The organism is Limnospira sp. PMC 289.06 (genome assembly GCF_032350395.1).
GTDB classification, from domain to species: Bacteria; Cyanobacteriota; Cyanobacteriia; order Cyanobacteriales; family Microcoleaceae; genus Limnospira; species Limnospira platensis.
The window spans coordinates 1-19,296 of sequence record NZ_JARPLC010000028.1; the positions used below are offsets into that span (position 1 = coordinate 1).

15 protein-coding genes are annotated in these 19,296 nt (G+C 42.8%); 8 read left to right on the forward strand and 7 right to left on the reverse strand.

Features of this window, described 5'->3' with window-relative positions; translation table 11 throughout:
• The 3 genes from P5674_RS08575 to recJ all read left to right on the forward strand — a co-directional run.
• On the forward strand, positions 1 to 275 hold a 275-nt coding region (locus tag P5674_RS08575; RefSeq protein ID WP_315669932.1), incomplete at its 5' end, for a hypothetical protein.
• 138 nt (positions 276 to 413) lie between these two features.
• Positions 414 to 1,193, forward strand: coding sequence for a photosystem II S4 domain protein (locus tag P5674_RS08580; RefSeq protein ID WP_006616573.1), 780 nt, complete (start codon positions 414 to 416; stop codon positions 1,191 to 1,193).
• Between the two features lie 14 nt (positions 1,194 to 1,207).
• Positions 1,208 to 3,577, forward strand: coding sequence for a single-stranded-DNA-specific exonuclease RecJ (recJ, locus tag P5674_RS08585; protein ID WP_315669933.1), 2,370 nt, complete (start codon positions 1,208 to 1,210; stop codon positions 3,575 to 3,577).
• Here recJ and P5674_RS08590 read toward each other — a convergent pair.
• From P5674_RS08590 to P5674_RS08620, 7 genes are all read right to left on the reverse strand, one after another.
• Complete coding sequence (locus P5674_RS08590; RefSeq protein ID WP_315642679.1) at positions 3,574 to 4,263, reverse strand: Uma2 family endonuclease; 690 nt, start codon at positions 4,261 to 4,263, stop codon at positions 3,574 to 3,576. The genes recJ and P5674_RS08590 overlap by 4 nt on opposite strands.
• 74 nt (positions 4,264 to 4,337) lie before the next feature.
• Entirely contained in the window at positions 4,338 to 5,030 is a 693-nt protein-coding gene (locus tag P5674_RS08595) for a Uma2 family endonuclease (RefSeq protein ID WP_035737833.1), read from the reverse strand.
• A 68-nt stretch (positions 5,031 to 5,098) separates the two neighbouring features.
• Positions 5,099 to 5,710 (reverse strand): hypothetical protein, encoded by a 612-nt coding sequence (locus tag P5674_RS08600; RefSeq protein WP_006619307.1) that lies wholly within the window; start codon positions 5,708 to 5,710, stop codon positions 5,099 to 5,101.
• 88 nt (positions 5,711 to 5,798) lie between these two features.
• Positions 5,799 to 6,924, reverse strand: a protein-coding gene (prfB, locus tag P5674_RS08605) for a peptide chain release factor 2 (RefSeq protein ID WP_126277584.1) whose coding sequence is annotated in 2 segments (ribosomal slippage) — positions 5,799 to 6,851 and positions 6,853 to 6,924 — 1,125 coding nt in all. Because the reading frame shifts where the segments join, the coding sequence is not laid out codon by codon here.
• Between the two features lie 380 nt (positions 6,925 to 7,304).
• Positions 7,305 to 8,015, reverse strand: coding sequence for a PEP-CTERM sorting domain-containing protein (locus tag P5674_RS08610; protein ID WP_035737829.1), 711 nt, complete (start codon positions 8,013 to 8,015; stop codon positions 7,305 to 7,307).
• A gap of 451 nt (positions 8,016 to 8,466) precedes the next feature.
• Positions 8,467 to 9,036: a PEP-CTERM sorting domain-containing protein gene (locus P5674_RS08615; RefSeq protein WP_014275784.1), complete on the reverse strand. Its 570-nt coding sequence runs from the start codon at positions 9,034 to 9,036 to the stop codon at positions 8,467 to 8,469.
• A 299-nt stretch (positions 9,037 to 9,335) separates the two neighbouring features.
• Positions 9,336 to 10,505, reverse strand: coding sequence for a class I SAM-dependent methyltransferase (locus P5674_RS08620; protein ID WP_006619311.1), 1,170 nt, complete (start codon positions 10,503 to 10,505; stop codon positions 9,336 to 9,338).
• A 330-nt stretch (positions 10,506 to 10,835) separates the two neighbouring features.
• Between P5674_RS08620 and P5674_RS08625 the strand changes: the two genes are divergently transcribed.
• The 5 genes from P5674_RS08625 (at position 10,836) to P5674_RS08645 (ending at position 19,288) form a co-directional block, all read left to right on the forward strand.
• Positions 10,836 to 11,774, forward strand: a complete 939-nt coding sequence (locus P5674_RS08625) for a class I SAM-dependent methyltransferase (RefSeq protein ID WP_006619312.1) — start codon at positions 10,836 to 10,838, stop codon at positions 11,772 to 11,774.
• Positions 11,775 to 11,938: 164 nt separating this feature from the next.
• Entirely contained in the window at positions 11,939 to 14,785 is a 2,847-nt protein-coding gene (locus tag P5674_RS08630) for a response regulator (protein ID WP_006619313.1), read from the forward strand.
• Positions 14,786 to 14,793: 8 nt separating this feature from the next.
• Positions 14,794 to 16,245 carry a diguanylate cyclase domain-containing protein gene (locus P5674_RS08635; protein WP_014275780.1) on the forward strand — a complete coding sequence of 484 codons (1,452 nt, stop codon included), beginning with the start codon at positions 14,794 to 14,796 and terminating at the stop codon, positions 16,243 to 16,245.
• A 168-nt stretch (positions 16,246 to 16,413) separates the two neighbouring features.
• Complete coding sequence (locus tag P5674_RS08640; protein ID WP_006619315.1) at positions 16,414 to 17,955, forward strand: phosphomannomutase/phosphoglucomutase; 1,542 nt, start codon at positions 16,414 to 16,416, stop codon at positions 17,953 to 17,955.
• Positions 17,956 to 18,100: 145 nt separating this feature from the next.
• Positions 18,101 to 19,288, forward strand: coding sequence for a methyltransferase domain-containing protein (locus P5674_RS08645; protein WP_006619316.1), 1,188 nt, complete (start codon positions 18,101 to 18,103; stop codon positions 19,286 to 19,288).
• Positions 19,289 to 19,296: the final 8 nt, after the last annotated feature.

The following is a 19,296-nucleotide window of genomic DNA, read 5'->3' on the forward strand; positions in this document are numbered from 1 at the left end:
AGAGCCCTCACCCCAAACCCCTCTCCCAAGGGGAGAGGGGCTTTGAAAAGTACCTTACTAATCCGGGAAACGCTATATACTATTTTAAACCACCTTGCGCCCCAGAGATTAATCATCATCAAAAATGCCGAATTTTTTGGGTGTTTTTAAGGGTTGGTTGTTCACGGCAATTAATGCTGGTGGAAAATTACAATATTATCGAGGTGATGCACCCTAAAGTTGTGGCTGTTGGTGATGTGATTTGGCGATATTTAAAGAATCATAACTCACCCTAGACCCCCCCTAGGACTACTACATGACAAAATAACTAGCCAGCAAGATATTTGCCGATCCAGAAAAGAAAATGTGACGATCGCCCAAAACCTGTTAAAATTGAAAATGACTAATTGCATCAACCTACAATCGAAAAACTGATGCTGCCAAGGCAAGAACTACTTAACGGTATTGAAAATCGAGATTGTATCGCCAGAATTATCGACCTGGCGGAACAAGCATTGAAAACCTGGGAAATTACACAGACTGAGTTTCTCTCACCCCCAGAAATCGCAGAAGCACAAGGAATTTTTCAGCGACTGACAGAGGTACAAGCCTTCTCCTGGGGGGGCTATCCGCAAGCAGAACGTCAGCGAATGGCGATCGCCCGATCAGAACTCCCCCTCGACTCAAGCCATGTAGAAATCGCAGCGATCGACATTTCCGGGAACTTTTTATTTGACACGGCTACCCACCGAGACTTTCTGGGTTCCTTATTAGGTACGGGAATTGTGCGAGAAAAAACCGGAGATATAATAGTATTAGGAGAACGCGGCGGTCAGGCTATTGTGATTCCTGAATTGGTCGAATATCTGGAGATGAACCTAACCCAAGTGCGGACGGTTCCCGTCAAGGTTCAACCGATTGATTTAAGCGAGTTGAAAGTCCGAGAACCCAAGAAAAAAGCCATGACTACCGTTGAGGCTTCCTTGCGTTTAGATGCGATCGCTTCTGCCGGATTTGGGATGTCTCGCAGTAAAATGGTGACGCTAATTGATGGGGGTGATGTCCGAGTTAATTGGAAAGAGGTTAAACAAGCCAGCATTGCTATTAAAACCGGAGATTTAATCGCTATTCGCGGGAAAGGTAGACTCGAAATTGGGGAGGTTTCTGTGACCAAAAAACAGCGCTATCGAGTCGAATTAACTAGATATAATTAACAGATAATTAACCTATGTGGAAGGTTCAACCATCCCCAAACATCCCTCATTGGATGATTCCAGAAATCCAGCGACATCACCCTAATATTTCGGGAAAATACTTGTGTCAACTATTACTGTGTCGGGGAATTTCGACGCGGGAACAGTTGACTAGATTTCTGGAAATTGACAGCTATCAACCCGCTAGTCCGGGAGAATTTGGGGCGGAAATGCAAGAGGCGATCGCCCGATTAACTCTCGCTTATCAGAAATGTATCAGCCACAATAACCCTGAAAAAATCGTCATTTGGGGAGACTTTGACGCAGACGGTATCACCGCCACCGCCGTTTTGTGGGAAGGGTTGCGACAGTTTTTTGGGTCCTCTGTTTCCTACACTATTCCTAACCGTTTGACCGACTCCCACGGACTAAACCAACGGACAATTGAAACCTTGGCGGCGCAAGGTTGTAGTCTGATTATTACCTGCGATACCGGAAGCACAAATTTAGCCGAATTACAACTAGCGCAAGATTTGGGTATTGATGTCATTATCACAGACCACCATACCTTACCACCCACACGACCCCCCGTCCTGGCGATTATTAATCCTCGCAATTTACCGACTGACCATCCCCTTTATCATCTCTCAGGAGTAGCGATCGCTTATAAGTTAATAGAAGCATTATATATGGCTTTACCAGGCGTTTCTCAACAGCCTTTAGAGAATTTACTAGATTTGGTGGCTATTGGTTTAATTGCGGATTTGGTTGAACTTAGCGGAGACTGTCGCTATTTAGCTAAACGAGGGATTCAACAACTCCAAAAACAACTAGATCAACCCACCCGTCCGGGAGTTGCGGAATTGCTGAAATTGTGTCAAAAAAATGGCGATCGCCCTACCGATATATCCTTTGGTATCGGTCCGAGAATTAATGCAGTTAGTCGCATTTATGGGGACGTTAGTTGTGTCGTGGAATTACTCACCACCCCCGACCCCCAAAGGGCGAAACAATTAGCCATCAATACCGAAATAGCTAACCTTCGCCGCCGAGAGTTGCAGAAAAATCTCGCCTATGAGGTGCGGGAAAAGTTGCAAAGAATCGACTTATCTACTACTTATGCGATCGTCCTGAGTGACCCTCAATGGTCTGTGGGAGTATTAGGATTAGTCGCCGGTCAAATCGCCCAAGAATATAGCCGTCCTACTATTTTACTGACTACCGAAGGCGGCACAGAAACCGGACTGGCGAGGGGTTCGGCGCGTTCAATCAATCAAATTGACCTCTATGATTTAGTATATAATCAACGGCATCTATTGCATAATTTTGGGGGTCATCCTTTCGCCGCTGGCTTGAGTTTACCCATTGAGAATATCCCCATATTTACACAAGCCATAGACCGAGAACTCCGACAACGTATGGGGGGAATATTACTCTCTCAATCTCCTATTATAGTCGATTTGGTTTGTACTGTGGCAGAATTGGGTTCTCATTTATTCAAAGAGTTAAAATTGTTGGAACCCTGCGGAATGGGAAATCCGGTTCCCAAGTTGTTAATTAAGAATTGCTGGTTTGATAATGTTTGGAATGAAAATCCTTATGATTTACGGGGTAAAAAAGTTCAGTATATTAGGACTACCTATCACCTATTTGATGATTCTACGGAATTAGGTTTTCCGGGGGTTTGGTGGGGTCACTATAAAGAGGAATTACCCCCTGGTCGATATGATGCGATCGTCGAGTTGGATTTTAATGCTCATAAAAGATGCTACGAGGTGCGACTATTGGCTGTGCGTCCTGCTTTATCAGAAACGGAAATTAACCCCCCCTTAATTGCTGTTGATATAGCGGATTTTCGGAATCATCCCCCTGGAGAAAGTACAGTTTTAGATGATGATAATCAGCCGATTAGTTGGGAAAGTAATTATTTGGTGGTGAGTGATTGTCCGGGGAGTTGGGAGGAATTAACAGGCTGGTTTGCTGAGGCTGTCAAGGCTGGTAAAAAATTGGCGATCGCCTATTCTCCACCCCCCAGGATATCCCCCCAAGAAGTTTGGCAAAAACTCACCCAAATCGCGGATAATTTAAGCAATAATCATCAAGGAATTAGTCTCCAGGACTTATTAGAAAAATTAGCCATTGGGGATATAGCTTTAACTAGGGGTTTGCATTGTCTAAAATCCCTAGGCTACCAGATAGAATTAGCTGAGGATACCCCATCAAATAAACTGTTATATATTAGCTCTCAGACCACTGGTAAAATCGCGGATATATCTGAATCTGACCAGGATTTTGGCTCCTTACTAGACATATTTTTTGCCACCATTGAAGAAGAACAATTTACCCGGCAATATTTCTGTGAAGTTCCCCTAGAAACCATTGATGGTATGTGTAGAATCAGTTAACTGGGCATAAATCTTGCCACAAATTCCTGATATTCTGGGGTAGCTATTCCCTCCTGTAACTTAGCTAAAACCTGTGCCATATTACCCGATAATAGCGCATTGACATCTAACCATAAACCTGGGAAAAATTGACTTTTCAGACAACCCGACTCATCTATCTGTTGTAGCTGATAGCGTCCTTCAAAGAGTACATACCAGCGAAATTCTGACCCATCAACTAGCCAGACTAAATATTCCCTTACACCATTACGGCGATAGGCGTGTAGCTTATCGTGGAGGTCTTTTGAGGCGCTACTGGCTGCAATTTCTACAATCAATTCTGGCGGTCCTTCTATATAATCATCCTCACTAATGCGCGACTGTCCCCCCGCCGCCTCTTCCATACGCAATAAAGCGTCTGGTTGGGGTTCATTATCCATGTCTAGGCGAACACTGGTGTTGTCACAAACCATAATGTTAGGTGTAAAACTGCGGTAGAAAACCAGCCAACCAATAACATCACTATGAGGTTTTCCGTGTTGTCGGACTCTAACAGGGGATGTCATATAAACGACTCCTTCCACTAATTCAGCCTTTTTTATATCCGGTAGCAAACTATAGCGACGCTCAAATTCTACCATCGATAAGCGATCGCCATTTTCCAAAGTTGGGAGAATTGTTTGAGAAACTGATGGAGTATAATTCATAACATCACCTAACCATTAAAGTCTATTATTTATTATAGCTATCCGCGATCGCCTTTCCAGCCACTTCCGCCATGTTAGGGATTGATTGACAATCTTTGTACAAATTCCTGATATTCTGAGGTAGCTATTCCTTCCTGTAACTTAGCTAAAACCTGTGCCATATTACCCGATAATAGTGCATTGACATCTAACCATAAACCTGGGAAAAATTGACTTTTCAGACAACCCGACTCATCTATCTGTTGTAGCTGATAGCGTCCTTCAAAGAGTACATACCAGCGAAATTCTGACCCATCAACTAGCCAGACTAAATATTCCCTTACACCATTACGGCGATAGGCGTGTAGCTTATCGTGGAGGTCTTTTGAGGCGCTACTGGCTGCAATTTCTACAATCAATTCTGGCGGTCCTTCTATATAATCATCCTCACTAATGCGCGACTGTCCCCCCGCCGCCTCTTCCATACGCAATAAAGCGTCTGGTTGGGGTTCATTATCCATGTCTAGGCGAACACTGGTGTTGTCACAAACCATAATGTTAGGTGTAAAACTGCGGTAGAAAACCAGCCAACCAATAACATCACTATGAGGTTTTCCGTGTTGTCGGACTCTAACAGGGGATGTCATATAAACGACTCCTTCCACTAATTCAGCCTTTTTTATATCCGGTAGCAAACTATAGCGACGCTCAAATTCTACCATCGATAAGCGATCGCCATTTTCCAAAGTTGGGAGAATTGTTTGAGAAACTGATGGAGTATAATTCATAACATCACCTAACCATTAAAGTCTATTATTTATTATAGCTATCATAGCCCGATACCGCTGATCATGAATTAGCAAATAGGTAATTTACCCGATCGCACAGCGTGTATATATTCACTACCAGAATCCGGCCATCCACGCCGATCCGAGGCTTCTCCTGGCTGTCCCCAACCCAATTGTAACAACATCTCCAAGAAATGGGATTTTTCCCACTTCCAAACACAAGCCCACTCTGTCCTTTGGGCGATCGCATCTATATCATAACCCTTTATTTGGCGGTGATTTTTCCCCCCATTAAGACTCAAATATAAATCCATATTTTCCGTCACCCGATACCAGAAATCAATCAACCTATCCTTAGCCTGTTTGAGAATTTCCAAATCTTCAGGTAAAGCAATTAGTTGTTCTCCAATCATCGGATAATCTAGGATAATTTCTGCCACTTGTATCTGTCGCCACACAATCCCAGACACCTGATTTTCCCGTTGATATTCATGAACCGCCGCCTTAAAATCTTGATAGGCGGTAAACTTCTGAATAGCATCAGGTTTCAAAAAGTGATCAATCACCGGATTTCCCACCCCAGGAGTCGCCTTTAAATTCAGGCGTTTACCATTTAGACAAGCCTTTTTCTCATCTTGTAAAATGCGTAGCAGTTCCTGTGTAGTATAAACTTTGGACATGGAAACTATCCCCTAAAAGGCAGCGGGAGGCAGTCCATAATAATTAGTAATTAACTATTAATTAACCCCTCCCGTAACTCCTCATTTACTAAGCAGACTGATTATCAATTACCTGATTTTCTTGGCGTAGATAGGCTTGAATAAACCCATCCAATTCACCATTCATCACATCATTAATAGCCGTGGTTTCCTCACCCGTCCGCAAATCTTTAACCATCTGATAGGGATGAAATACATAGTTGCGGATTTGATTTCCCCAAGCCGCCTCTACCAGGTCGCCGCGAATTTCTGCGATCGCCTGCGCCCTTTGTTCCTGCGCCACTACCAATAACTTAGCTTTCAGTAAAGCCATAGCCTTTTCCCGGTTTTGTAGTTGGCTACGTTCCTGGGTACAACGAACCGCTATCCCCGTCGGAATATGAACTATGCGGACTGCTGTTTCCACCTTATTAACATTCTGACCACCCTTTCCCCCAGCGCGAGACGTGGTAATTTCCAGGTCCTTTTCCGGGATATCTAAATTTATAGCCCCTTCATCCAGAATCGGCATGATTTCCACTCCCGCGAAACTGGTCTGGCGTTTACCATTGGCGTTAAATGGGGAAATTCTGACCAGGCGATGGGTTCCCTTTTCCGCCTTTAAATAGCCATAGGCGTAGGGTCCCTCCATTTCCAAAGTAGCAGATTTAATCCCCGCCTCGTCTCCTTCCGAAAGTTCCGCCAGGTGGACCTTATAGCCTTGGGCTTCCCCCCAACGGGTGTACATTCTTAATAGCATTTCCGCCCAGTCTTGGGCATCTGTACCCCCCGCTCCAGCGTTAATCGTCAAAACCGCCCCACTGCGATCGTAGGGACCCGATAGGAGTTGTTGTAATTCCCAGCGATCGATATCCCGACCGAGATGGACTACATTAGACTCAGCCTCCTGTCGTAGGGACTCATCGTCCTCTAACTCTAGTAACTCTGCGATCGCCCCAGTATCTTCCAGCGTCTTTCGCCAGTCTTGCTGTTGTTGCAAAACCGATTTAAGGTCACTCAAAGTCTGGAGAGTCTTTTGCGCCTGGGTTTGATCATCCCAAAAGTTCGGTTGGGCCGCTAATTGTTCTAAGTCTTGAATTTTAGCTTCAATCGCTGGTACGTCAAAGATACTCCTGGGTTTTACCCAGGCGGTCTGCCAACAATTCGATTTCTCGTTTAATGTCTGCCACTTCCATTGCGATCGTTACACACTCAGCAAAGTATGTAGCGATTATAGCGCTATTTGCAGTCAACAGAAGTTACAGTCAAAAACCCGGTAATGATGTCCCACAGACTCACTACCGGGTTGGTACGCCAATATGAATATATACCTAGTGATTTTTAGTAGATGCCTATTTTTTGCTGTGGGGGTCCGTTTACAAAACCCCCTCGGAACCGAAAACCAATCTCAGAACCCGACCCTACACAGCCTTAATGTGACAAGTGATTTGGCGAATACAAATATAATTAACCCTGATATTTAATCTATCGCCTAGTTTTGGAAGCTGAGTAAAGATTCTATCGTAGTCAAGCCGGGTGGCTGGAACAATAGTATTGTTCCTACTAGACCTAATGTCTAGCTTTTGCGAGAGATGGCTTTTTGACCAATCATCACACCACCAAGGGCTACCAAACCTAACAGGGTTCCCGGTTCGGGAATTTCTGTTCTGCCGTTGCTGCTGGGGGTATCAAACACATACAGAGTCGCGTGAGACAAGCCAGGTCCTCCTGTTTCCCAGTTTAAATCATTTAATTGGTCGATCCCGTTAAACAGATAAGCCGCAAAACCGTTACCACCTTTAAGCACAAAGGCAAAGTTAGAATCTTTGAGGCTATCATCGAAAAAGGTCATGGTTCCGACACCTTCAGCAGCTTCGGGATCATCATCACGAGCGCTGGTGATGGTGAAAAAGGCGTTAGAACCACTGCTGTCATCAACTTTGTAGTCGTCTAGTCTAAAACCATCGATTACTGTTTTACCAAACATAGATTCAATGGCAGAAACATTGTCATTTCCAGAACTATCTTGGCAGACGTAAGTTAATCCCGCAAACAAATTTTCTTGGCAAGTCGTAACGTTGCCACCGCCACCACCGCCAGAGTTGCCACCGCCAGAGTTGCCACCGCCAGAGTTGCCACCGCCAGAGTTGCCACCGCCAGAGTTGCCACCGCCGCCAGAGTTGCCAGGGTTGGCAGGTTTTTGGGCCATGGCATCCGGTGCAAAGGTGGACACTAAGCCAGTGGCTAAAACTGCGGCAGTTACTATATTTAATAATTTAACTTTCATCTTGGCTCTCCAAAAATCTAGGTTGGACTAGGCTGGAAACATGGCGCTTGTTTCCCTATCTGTTCACCATTATACCCAACACTACCAGAGCCGTCCTCAGTGTTTGCACTGATTTACAGGATCTTTACATAATGCTCACATTTACTTTAAGTTTTTGTTAAGTAAAGTATCCGCCATCAAATCTTATCATTTATAGATGTAATATGGTCAATAATTGACGCTAATAGATATTAGCGGTTTATTTAAACTTCTTTAATTGCGGAAATTCTAGTTATACTAACTAACTATAGTCGAATTTTCTATGATTCCCGTGAACTTAACCCCCAGAGTCTGACTCTCCACAGAAAACAGAAGAAACCGGAACATGAGACAACCTGGCAATTAGCCTTAAAGACCATACCACCGGGTTATTATCCCTAGTTTTTGAAGCTCAGTAGATATCCTAGTTTATCTAGCTTTTGCGAGAGATGGCTTTTTGACCAACCATCATACCACCAAGAGCCACTAAACCTAACAGGGTTACAGGTTCAGGAACTTGTGTTCCGGGAGTAGTCGGGGTGTCGAACACATACAGAGTGGCGTGAGACAGACCAGGGCCACCAGTAGACCAGCTTAAATTACTTAGTTGGCTAATACCGTTGAACATATAAGCTGCATAGCCGTTACCACCTTTAATCACAAAGGCAAAGGTTTTATTAGCCAGTGCGGGATCTAGGAGGTCCAGGGTTCCGACACCTTCACCAGTGCTGGTGATTGTGAAAAACTCGGTAGAACCACTGCTGGCATTAACTTTGTAATCGCTAACTACTTCTTTTTCAAATAGGGCTGCAATGCGAGTAGCATTGTCATTTCCAGCGGGTCCACCAGATACTTGCCGACACTCTTCAAACAAACCACCAAAAATATGATCTTGACAAACAGCGGGGTTGCCAGGTTGAGCCATGGCATTGGGTGCTAGGGTGGACACTAAGCCAGTGGCTAACACTGTGGCTGTGGCGATATTTAAAAATCTAACTTTCATTTCCGTCCTCCAAAAATATAAATTTAACTAAGCACTAAACACGAGGGAATCGTGTTTTAATATAGTAATTATTATACAGGAGATGACCCATTATTTCTTCGGTGTTTCTACGGATTTACACTATCTTTACATAAGGTTTACAAGGGCTTTATGACTTTAGGAAAATTAGCTCCAGAGCATAAAATATTGTTAGCTATAGACCAAAAATGATTAAAAATTTACTGTTGTGGATTAGATCGGATTTTGGGAGGCGGGGCTAATTTTGAGTGAGTGAGAGTAGCTCGATAAGGCACGATTTTCTACCATTGAGGTGAAGTTAACCCCCTGAGTTTTACATCATGGGAGAAAGTACCCTGGATCAGAACACCAAAGTTACCTAATCCCATGGGGTCAATGAGGGAATGTAAAGCCTCCCGCCGCCGTAATACTTGGGAAATTTTTGGGCTTTCGGAAACGGTGGCTATACGATCGCCTAATCCCAAAGCCATCAAAAATAAAGCCTGTTGGGTAAAGCCGATGGTTTGGAGTCCGAGCGATCGCCCTTTTTGTTGTAAAGCGGTAAAATCCACATGGGCGGTTATATCCTGTTGACCTATGTAGATATAGGGGTCATTATGATGGCGATGTTGATAGTAACATTGTAGGGTTCCTTCCCGGCGGGTCGGACTATAAAGGCGATCGGCACTATAGCCATAATCAATAGTTAGCACAAATCCCCGCTGCAACTTCCTAGCGACAGTTTCCATCCACTCTAAAGCGGCTAGATTAACCTCAGTCCGGTAACCTTCGGGGTAAGCATCGGATAATAAATCAATACCGACTAGCCGAAAATAGTCAGCCAGTTGGGGGGTGGAAAGTTCCCCGACTACTTCTGCTAGTTGAAAATTAGGAGATTTCCCGGTAGTGGTTACATAAATTTCCTGTAATTGATTATCCTGGCGGGTGACTAAATGCACTGGGAAAGCGTCGATTAATTCGTTGGAGAAAAAACAGCCAGTAATGGAATGGTTGGCAATATCATCTAAATTACACCAGCGAATTTGGGTAAAGGGTTCGCCCAACTGCTGTAAGCGTTGCTGTTGTTCGGTTTTCAGTCGCCGGGATTTTTCGGCGATCGCATAATCTAAGACCCGGACAACTTGAGGATATTGTCGTTGCAGATAGCCGATAATATCAGCAGCTAAAATGCCTTGACCTGCTCCCATTTCCACTAGGGTAAATGGTTCGGGTTTTCCCAAAACTTCCCACATTTCTACTAACTGTTCAGCTAGTAACTCGCCAAAATCTGAACCGAGGTGAGGAGAAGTGAAAAAGTCCCCCTGTGCGCCAATTTGGGGAGAGTTATGGTTATAGTAGCCGCTTTGTGGGTCATACAGTACCATCTCCATATACTCGGCAAAAGTAATGGGATTTTGAGGATGGTTGCCAATTCGTTGGCTAATGCGATCGACAAGCGTTACAGATACCATATAGAACCCAAATTTTAGCCGATTGTGGGACGACCTATAATTATATCATATAAGTTTGGAAAATTGGGTAAACACAGCCCTAAACTTAATTAAAATTTAACAATTCCTAGGTGATTAATTGATGCTGTCAAGCATCTTGATTGAATCTTTACATAAATTTTACAAAACCCTGAGCCAATCTTTTTTTTTCTAAAACAAATAAATTATATTTAAATCAATAACATCGCTGCGCCTGCTGATTTATGTGGTAGTCGCTTAGTGGCGATCGCCATAATTCAGATATCAATCAGGTGTGGGGAAGTTTCAGTAAATATTACCCAGTCAAAAATCATGACAATTAAGCCTAAAACAATCCCCGGACTAGGGGATTTTCTTGATCCTAAATTTCCGATAGTATCCTATGACCAAGGCATCCCAAAATTTACCATTCCTAATTATACAGCATTTGTACAAGCTAATGCTGAATTTTTCAGCCATCCCGAATGGGCAAAAACCTATTTTGATGCTTGTCATCGTTACCCCAAATTTAAACAACGCTGGCAGGCAGTTAGTGGAACTTGGGATGATAAAATTGTGGTAGATATTGGTTGCGGTCCGGGGAATCTTTACGCCTCTCTTGGTGGCAAACCTAAACTGTTAATTGGTGTAGATGTCGCCCTCGGTTCCCTAAAAATGGCTAGAGAAATTGGCTATACTCCTGTGTTGGCTGATGCCCATCATCTCCCTTTTATCTCTGGTTTTGCTGATATTGTGGCTTTAAATGCTACGGTGCATCATTGCGATGATATGGTTAAAGTGTTGGTAGAAGCGGCACGTTTACTGCGTCCTGGGGGAACTTTAATTGTGGATCATGATCCGCAATTGTCAGCCTGGAATTACCGAGGTTTAGCTATGATTTTGTACAAAATCAGATTACCTTTATATCGGCTATTTTTCCGCAATCTGCATATCAAATACTCGGAAAGATTAGCAGCCTTAAAAACAGAAGCCCATCATCGACCAGGGGATGGAGTTACCTCGGCTTTATTCTATCAGAATCTGCGTCCGTTGGGATTTACGGTTAAACTTTATCCCCATAATAATACTGTCGGGGCTGAAGTTGTTGAGGGTCATTTTGGTCAACCTCCCCATTGGCGTTACGGTTTAGGTCAGCGACTGTCGGGGATTAATCGGAATACCCCGGAAGCGGCTTTGTCTTTGATGTGTGTAGCCAAAAAAGAACAAGAGCTTCCCCTGGAGACTATCCCAGCAGAATTGAGGATTGATTAAGTTGTTACCATGGTTTCTGGAATAGTGCGATCGCCCTAGGGGTCTTTTCCCCTAGGGTATTGGCGTTAATGGCAGAAGCCCAATCCCATGGACTTACCCCACCAGTATAATTAGACTTGATTATACTAACTGATGATAAAATTAGTTGAAATTTGGGGGGAACTATGAGTTCAGAGTTATCGGCTGCATCCCTAAGCCATATTTTAGTGGTGGATGCTATACCGGACAATATAGGTATTTTCTCCCAAATTTTAGCATCGCCGGCTTATAAAGTACAGGTGCTAAACTCTGGAAGTCTAGCGAGGGAGTGGCTGCGCTTCCCGGCTAATTTCCCTGATCTGATTTTACTTAATGGCGATATTCCTGATGTGGATGGCTATCAGCTTTGTGAACAGTTAAAAGCGGATGATGCTACCTGTAATATCCCGGTGATTTTTATTTTAGATGATTTGGCTAATCGGGTGCAAGTGTTTACGGCGGGAGGGGCGGATTATATTACCTACCCGCTGGAATCGGTGGAAATTATAGCTAAAATTCAACATCAACTCGAGTGGCGATCGCTACAAATACAGCTAGACCAGGTAACTGATAATCACCCTCAAACTACTTTGGGAAAATATCAGGTTGCTGCTGATTTGTCTGATTTTAGTGCCATAATTCAGGAGTTAATTGGGGTGAAGCCAGAGGAAATTATGGCTAATCCTAAGATGTTAATGGATATCATTGACATGAAACAAGTTGAACAACGTTTAGCACTGCGGGAAACTCAACTGCGGGCGATTTTTGAACAAGCGGCGGTGGGAATTAATCAAGCTGATATTAAATCGGGTTTATTTATTAGGGCTAATCAATGCTTTTGTGAATTATTGGGTTATAGCGAACATGAACTATATCAAAAAACTTTTGAACAGGTGACTCATCCTGAAGATTTAATACGATGTCTGCCCTTAATGCAGGAGTTACACCGAGGAGAAATTGAGTCAGTTTCTCTGGAAAAGCGCTACCTTCATAAAAATGGTATGGCTATTTGGACGAAGGGGAGTTTTTCGCTAATTTATAATTCTCAGGGTGAGGCTATTTCTCATCTGGCTATTGTGGTTGATATTAGCGATCGCCGTCGCGCCGAAGAAGCGCTGAAATTTAGTCAGGCTAGATTAGAAAGTATTGCTACTAATATTCCGGGGGCTATTTATAGCTATGTTGTAAGTTCGGATAATTTATTTGGGTTTGAATATATTAGCGAAGGCTGTCGAGAACTTTTTGAACTGGAAGCGGAACAGGTTTTAGCTGATTCTAAAATTTTACTTCAACAAATTCATCCAGATGATGTGCCGACTTATTATCAAAAGATTATGGATAGTCAAGCGGATCTGAGTTCTTTTTCCCATGAATGGCGACATATTCTGCCCTCGGGAAAAACTCGCTGGATTTTGGGTAATTGCCGACCGGAAAAACGCCCAAATGGAGATATTTTATGGCAGGGAGTGGTTTTAGATATTAGCGATCGCAAACAGGCGGAGGAGGAATTGGTAAGGGCGAAAGAAGTGGCGGAGGCGGCGAATCAAGCTAAGACTACTTTTTTAACTAATATGAGTCATGAGTTAAGGACTCCCTTAAATGCGATTTTGGGCTTTACGCAACTGCTGAATTATGGCGATAATCTCACGGAACATCAGCATAATAATCTGAATATTATTCAGCGCAGCGGTGAACATTTACTGAGTTTAATTAATGATATACTAGATTTGTCGAAAATTGAAGCGGGACGGGTGACGGTATCTGATGATGATTTTGATTTGTGGCGAATGCTTGATGAAATTAAGGATTTATTTAGCCTGAAAGCTAGTCAGAAAAATCTCTATTTAGATTGTGTTTATTCCCCAGATTTACCCCGATATATTCGTGGCGATCGCCTCAAGTTGCGACAAATTATGATTAATCTAATTGGTAATGCTATTAAGTTTACTGAACAGGGTAGAGTTGTGATAACTGCTGACCATAAATTTATATCCTCATCACCCCCAATTTGTTGTTTACAAATAGCTGTGACTGATAGTGGGGTGGGGATGACTCCAGAGGAAATAGCACAATTGTATGAGCCATTTTTTCAAGCTCAGGCGGGTATTGATTCCCAGGAAGGTACGGGATTAGGGTTAACTATTTGTCAAAAATATCTACAGCTAATGGGTGCGGAAATAGAAGTTATATCCGAGGTCGGTCATGGCACAACTTTTAAATTTAAATTAAAGGTGGTAGTCTCAGAGTATAACCCTAGGGCAAAGAATCTTAAACCCTCCCCAAAACCCCAGCAATTAGACTATAATCATAGTGAGAATAACCGGGAAGGTGAACAGAGGATTTTGATTGTTGAGGATAATTCTGATAATCAGCAGCTACTTTACCAAATTTTATCACCTCTGGGGTTTCAAATTCAACAGGCGACTGATGGAGAAGAAGCGATCGCCATCTGGCAAAACTTTCGCCCCCATCTAATTTGGATGGATCTGAGAATACCCCTAATTGATGGCTATGAGGTGACAAGGGAAATCCGCCGACAGGAAAAAAGCCTAGGCATATCTCCCAATAGTCAGGATAAAACTATTATTATTGCCTTAACTGCTAGTGCTTTTGTAGAGGAAAGGTCGGAGGCGATCGAGGCGGGTTGTGATGAGTTTGTTCATAAACCGATAGAAGTGCCTAAAATTATGACATATATCGCTAAATTCTTCGGCAATGACTATCAATCAACGGAAACTATGGAGGTGATTGATTCTATTTACCCTAATGTTGATAAAAATGTTGATAAAATAGCTAATCAACTGGCACAAATGCCTTTAGAATGGCGGACAGCTTTGGCTGATGCGGTCATGACTCTAAATGAACCGGAAATCAATAGCCTGATTGAAGAAATTTCTCCCCAGGCTTCGGAATTGGCGATCGCCCTAAGTCAATTTGCTATAAATTTTGATTATGAAAGCATTTGGGAAATGCTGGAAGTACAGAATGATTGAAATATCAAATGAACAATATTAATTGTGATTCTCATTCGATACCAGTCACTATTTTAGTGGTTGATGATGTTCCCGATAATCTGCGCCTACTGCAAAATATACTCCGAAAACAGGGCTATGATGTTCGACTGGCTACCAGTGGCAAATTGGCGCTACGAAGCCTAACTAGGTTTCGACCTGATCTGATTTTACTTGATATTATGATGCCAGAAATGGACGGTTATCAGGTGTGTGAGTATATCAAAAAGAACCCGGAAACTCAGGATATACCTGTGATTTTTTTGACGGCTTTAAATCAGGGAATTGATAAGCTCAAAGCCTTTCAGGTAGGCGGCGCAGATTATCTGACTAAACCGTTTCAGATTGAAGAAGCACTAGCCCGCATTCAAAATCAATTGACTCTTCGCTCTCTTCAGAAACAATTAGAAGCCAAAAATCAGGCTCTAATTGAGCAAAATCAACAACTGAAAGAATCCGAAAGAGAAACTCGCCTATTACTGAGCGCTACTTGGGCAATTGGGCGATCGACTACTCTTAAAGAGGCGATCGCTGCAGTTATTGATACTGTCTGCGATAACACTTTATGGGAGTATGGAGAAGCCTGGATGCCTAACCCTAAAAATAATACTTTAGAGTATGTGCCGATTTTGGGAGAAATCAAACCAGAATTTAGCCACTTTCAACAAGTCTCTAGTCAGCGTGTATTTACTATGGGACAAGGTTTGCCTGGTCAAATATGGCTCTCTAAACAACCGGAATGGCTCCCGGAAATATCGGTTTGTTCTCATCATGTTTATGACCGGGCAAATTTAGCCCTAGAAGCCGGTTTAAAATCAATGTTTGGCATACCGATTTTAGTATCTAATGAAGTCTTGGCGGTTTTAATATTTTATACCACGAAAACTACCCATTGTCAAATCCGCATCTTAGAACTAATGCAAGCTGTGGCTACTCAACTCAGTTTTCCTCTGCAACAGGCTGGTCTTTATCAACAACTTAAACAAGCTAATCATAAACTTGACCGTTTGGCGCGCCTAGATGGATTAACTCAGGTAGCAAACCGTCGCCATTTTAATGAATTTTTGTGGTTAGAGTGGCGGCGTATGCAGCGGGAAAAGTTGCCTCTATCCTTGATTTTGTGTGATGTTGATTACTTTAAAAAGTATAACGATACTTACGGACATTTGGCGGGTGATAATTGTTTGATTAGAGTCGCTCAAGCTATCCAAGAATCAGCTATGCGTCCGGGGGATTTGGTGGCTCGTTATGGAGGTGAAGAATTTGCCATTATTTTATCAAATACTAACTGCGAAGGTGCTATACAAGTGGCGATGCGGATTCAGGTGGCAATGCAAAAAACAAATATTCCTCATAGTGCTTCTCTGGTGAGCGATCGCATTACTGTTAGCCAGGGTATTGCCAGCCTAATTCCATCTATTAATACCTCCCCGAACTGTTAAAATCCGCAGAGTCTGCCCTATATCAAGCTCAAGAAAAAAGCCGCAATACTTATATGGTATGGAAAATGGAACGGGGCTAATTCTTAATTATTCATTAACTTTTTGATAACCACTTGCTAGTTATAGTATGATCATCTAGTATAGTCATCAATTCGGGATAAATTAACCATGGCTCAAGTTGCTAATTGGGACTGGAAAAAGCTACAAAATGGGTCGGATATTCGGGGAGTCGCCATAGCAGGTGTAGCCAATGAACCAGTTAACCTAACTCCTGAAATTGCCACTATCTTAGGTAAAGCCTTCGCGAGTTGGGTCAGCCAAAAACTGGGTAAAAATACCGCAGAATTAACTATGGCGGTAGGTAGAGATAGTCGTCTATCTGGACCTGTGCTAAGTCAAGCAGTTATGGAGGGAATTATATCCACTGGGGCTCAGGTTTATGATTTGGCGATCGCCTCAACTCCCGCCATGTTTATGAGTACCGTTACCCCCGGCTGGGAATGTGATGGCGCAATTATGTTAACCGCCAGCCACCTCCCCTTTAACCGTAATGGCTTAAAGTTTTTTACCCCCCAAGGCGGCCTAGGAAAGTCGGATATTTCCGAGATTTTGGAGTTAGCGAAACTCAACGATTTTGCCAACTCTCCCACCCCTGGTTCTATTATACAACATGATTTTATTTCTGTCTATGCCGAAGGATTAGTTAATAAAATTCGCCAAGGTGTCAATCATCCCACCAACTTTGAACAGCCTTTAACTGGATTAAAAATAATCGTTGATGCTGGCAATGGTGCGGGGGGATTTTATGCCGAAAAAGTCTTAAAACCCCTAGGCGCTGATACCACAGGCAGCCAATTTTTAGACCCTGATGGCACATTTCCTAATCATGTTCCTAACCCAGAAAATCAAGCCGCTATGGAGTCAATTTGTCAAGCCGTTATTGACAATAAAGCCGATTTTGGGATTATTTTTGATACCGATGTAGATCGGGGTGCAGCCGTTGATAATTTGGGGAAAGAACTTAACCGAAATCGCCTAATTGCTCTAATTTCAGCGATAGTTTTACGAGAAAATCCCGGTTCTGCGATCGTCACTGATTCCATTACTTCCGATGGCTTAACTCATTTTATCGAGCAGGAATTAAAAGGGGTTCATCATCGCTTTAAGCGCGGTTACAAAAATGTAATTAATGAAGCCATACGACTTAATGAAACCGGACAGGAATCTTGGCTGGCTATTGAAACTTCCGGTCATGGTGCTATGAAAGAGAACTACTTTTTAGATGATGGTGCATATTTAGTTAGCAAGCTATTAATTGAACTAGCTAAAACCCACCTACAAGGTAAATCTCTCACCGATTTAATTGCCAATTTACAGGAACCCGCCGAGAGTCAAGAAGTGCGGATAACCATTCAAAATGATGATTTTAAATCATTAGGTAATAACGTGATTGAAAAACTGAATCAGTTTGTCTCTCAACAAACCGACTGGGAAATTGTCCCCAAAAACTACGAGGGGGTTCGGGTTTCCTGTGGGTCGCCCGACGAGGATGGCTGGTTTTTATTGCGCCTATCCCTTCATGATCCGGTTTTACCGTTAAATATTGAATCAAATGTGGTCGGTGGCGTGGCGAAAATTGCTAACCGTTTATTAGGGTTTTTCCAAGGTATCGACTACCTAGATATCTCGACATTTTCGGGGATTAAATAACTCTGATTTCCTGCGTCAGACCTATAGTGGCTGGCGCATTCCCCCCAACCCATAAATTAACCGGATCTAGTATAATCAAGCTATGGCATTAATTACAGCCTATCTGTGTATAGATCCATATCATCAACCTAAGGATGCTTAAATCATGACTCCAGCTAAATCTGCAAATACTGCTGTTAATTATGATATAGAAAATGAAGTTTTAGAACGCTATAAAGCCGGGGCGAAAGATGTTCAGCCTTCCCTGTGTTGTCCGACATCATATAATGGTAATTATCTGGAGATTTTACCATCAGAAATTATTGAGAAAGACTATGGCTGTGGCGACCCCACCCAATATATTAATTCTGGGGAATTGGTGGTAGATTTGGGGTCTGGGGCTGGCAAAAATTGCTATATTATCGCCCAAAAAGTCGGCAAAGATGGGCGAGTAATTGGGGTTGATTTTAATGATGATATGCTGGCGCTTTCCCGTAAGTATCAAGATGAAATTGCCGATAAGTTGGGCTATAAAAATACTGAGTTTGTGAAGGGAAAAATCCAGGATTTGGGGCTAAATTTGGCTATGGTGCAAACCTGGTTAAATGATAATCCTATTACCTCCATAGAAGATGTATCCCGGTTTGAGGCTATGTGCGATCGCCTCCGCCAAGAACAGCCCTTAATCCCTGATGTAACTGTGGATGTAGTCGTGTCTAATTGCGTTCTGAACCTAGTTAAATCTCAGGATAAACTAAAACTATTTGCCGAGATTTACCGAGTCTTAAAAGTCGGAGGAAGGGCGGTTATTTCTGATATTGTTTGTGACGAACCCCCCACCCAAAAAATTATCAACGACCCCGAATTGTGGAGTGGTTGCATTGCTGGCGCTTTTCAAGAACACGAATTTTTACAAATGTTTGAAAATGCCGGATTTTATGGGGTCGAAATCTTAACCCGTCAGACTGAACCCTGGCAGGTAATTGATGGCATTGAATTTCGGTCTGTAACAGTTTGTGCCTACAAAGGCAAAGAAGGTCCTTGTTTAGAATGCCATCAAGCAGTCATTTATAAGGGACCTTGGAAACAAGTAGTTGATGATGATGGTCATACCCTTTATCGAGGTCAACCTATGGCAGTTTGTGATCAAACCTTTAACATCTATACTAGGAGTCCCTACAGTGACGATATTATCCCAATTCCCCCCTATCAAAATATTGATCTAAAGGATGCTAAAGAGTTTGATTGTCGGCAAAATGCCATCCGCGACCCTAAACTAACTAAAGGTGAGAATTACCACATCACCAACATTAATAATGACGGGTCTTGTTGTTCTCCCTCTAGTTGTTGCTAGGGTTCAAT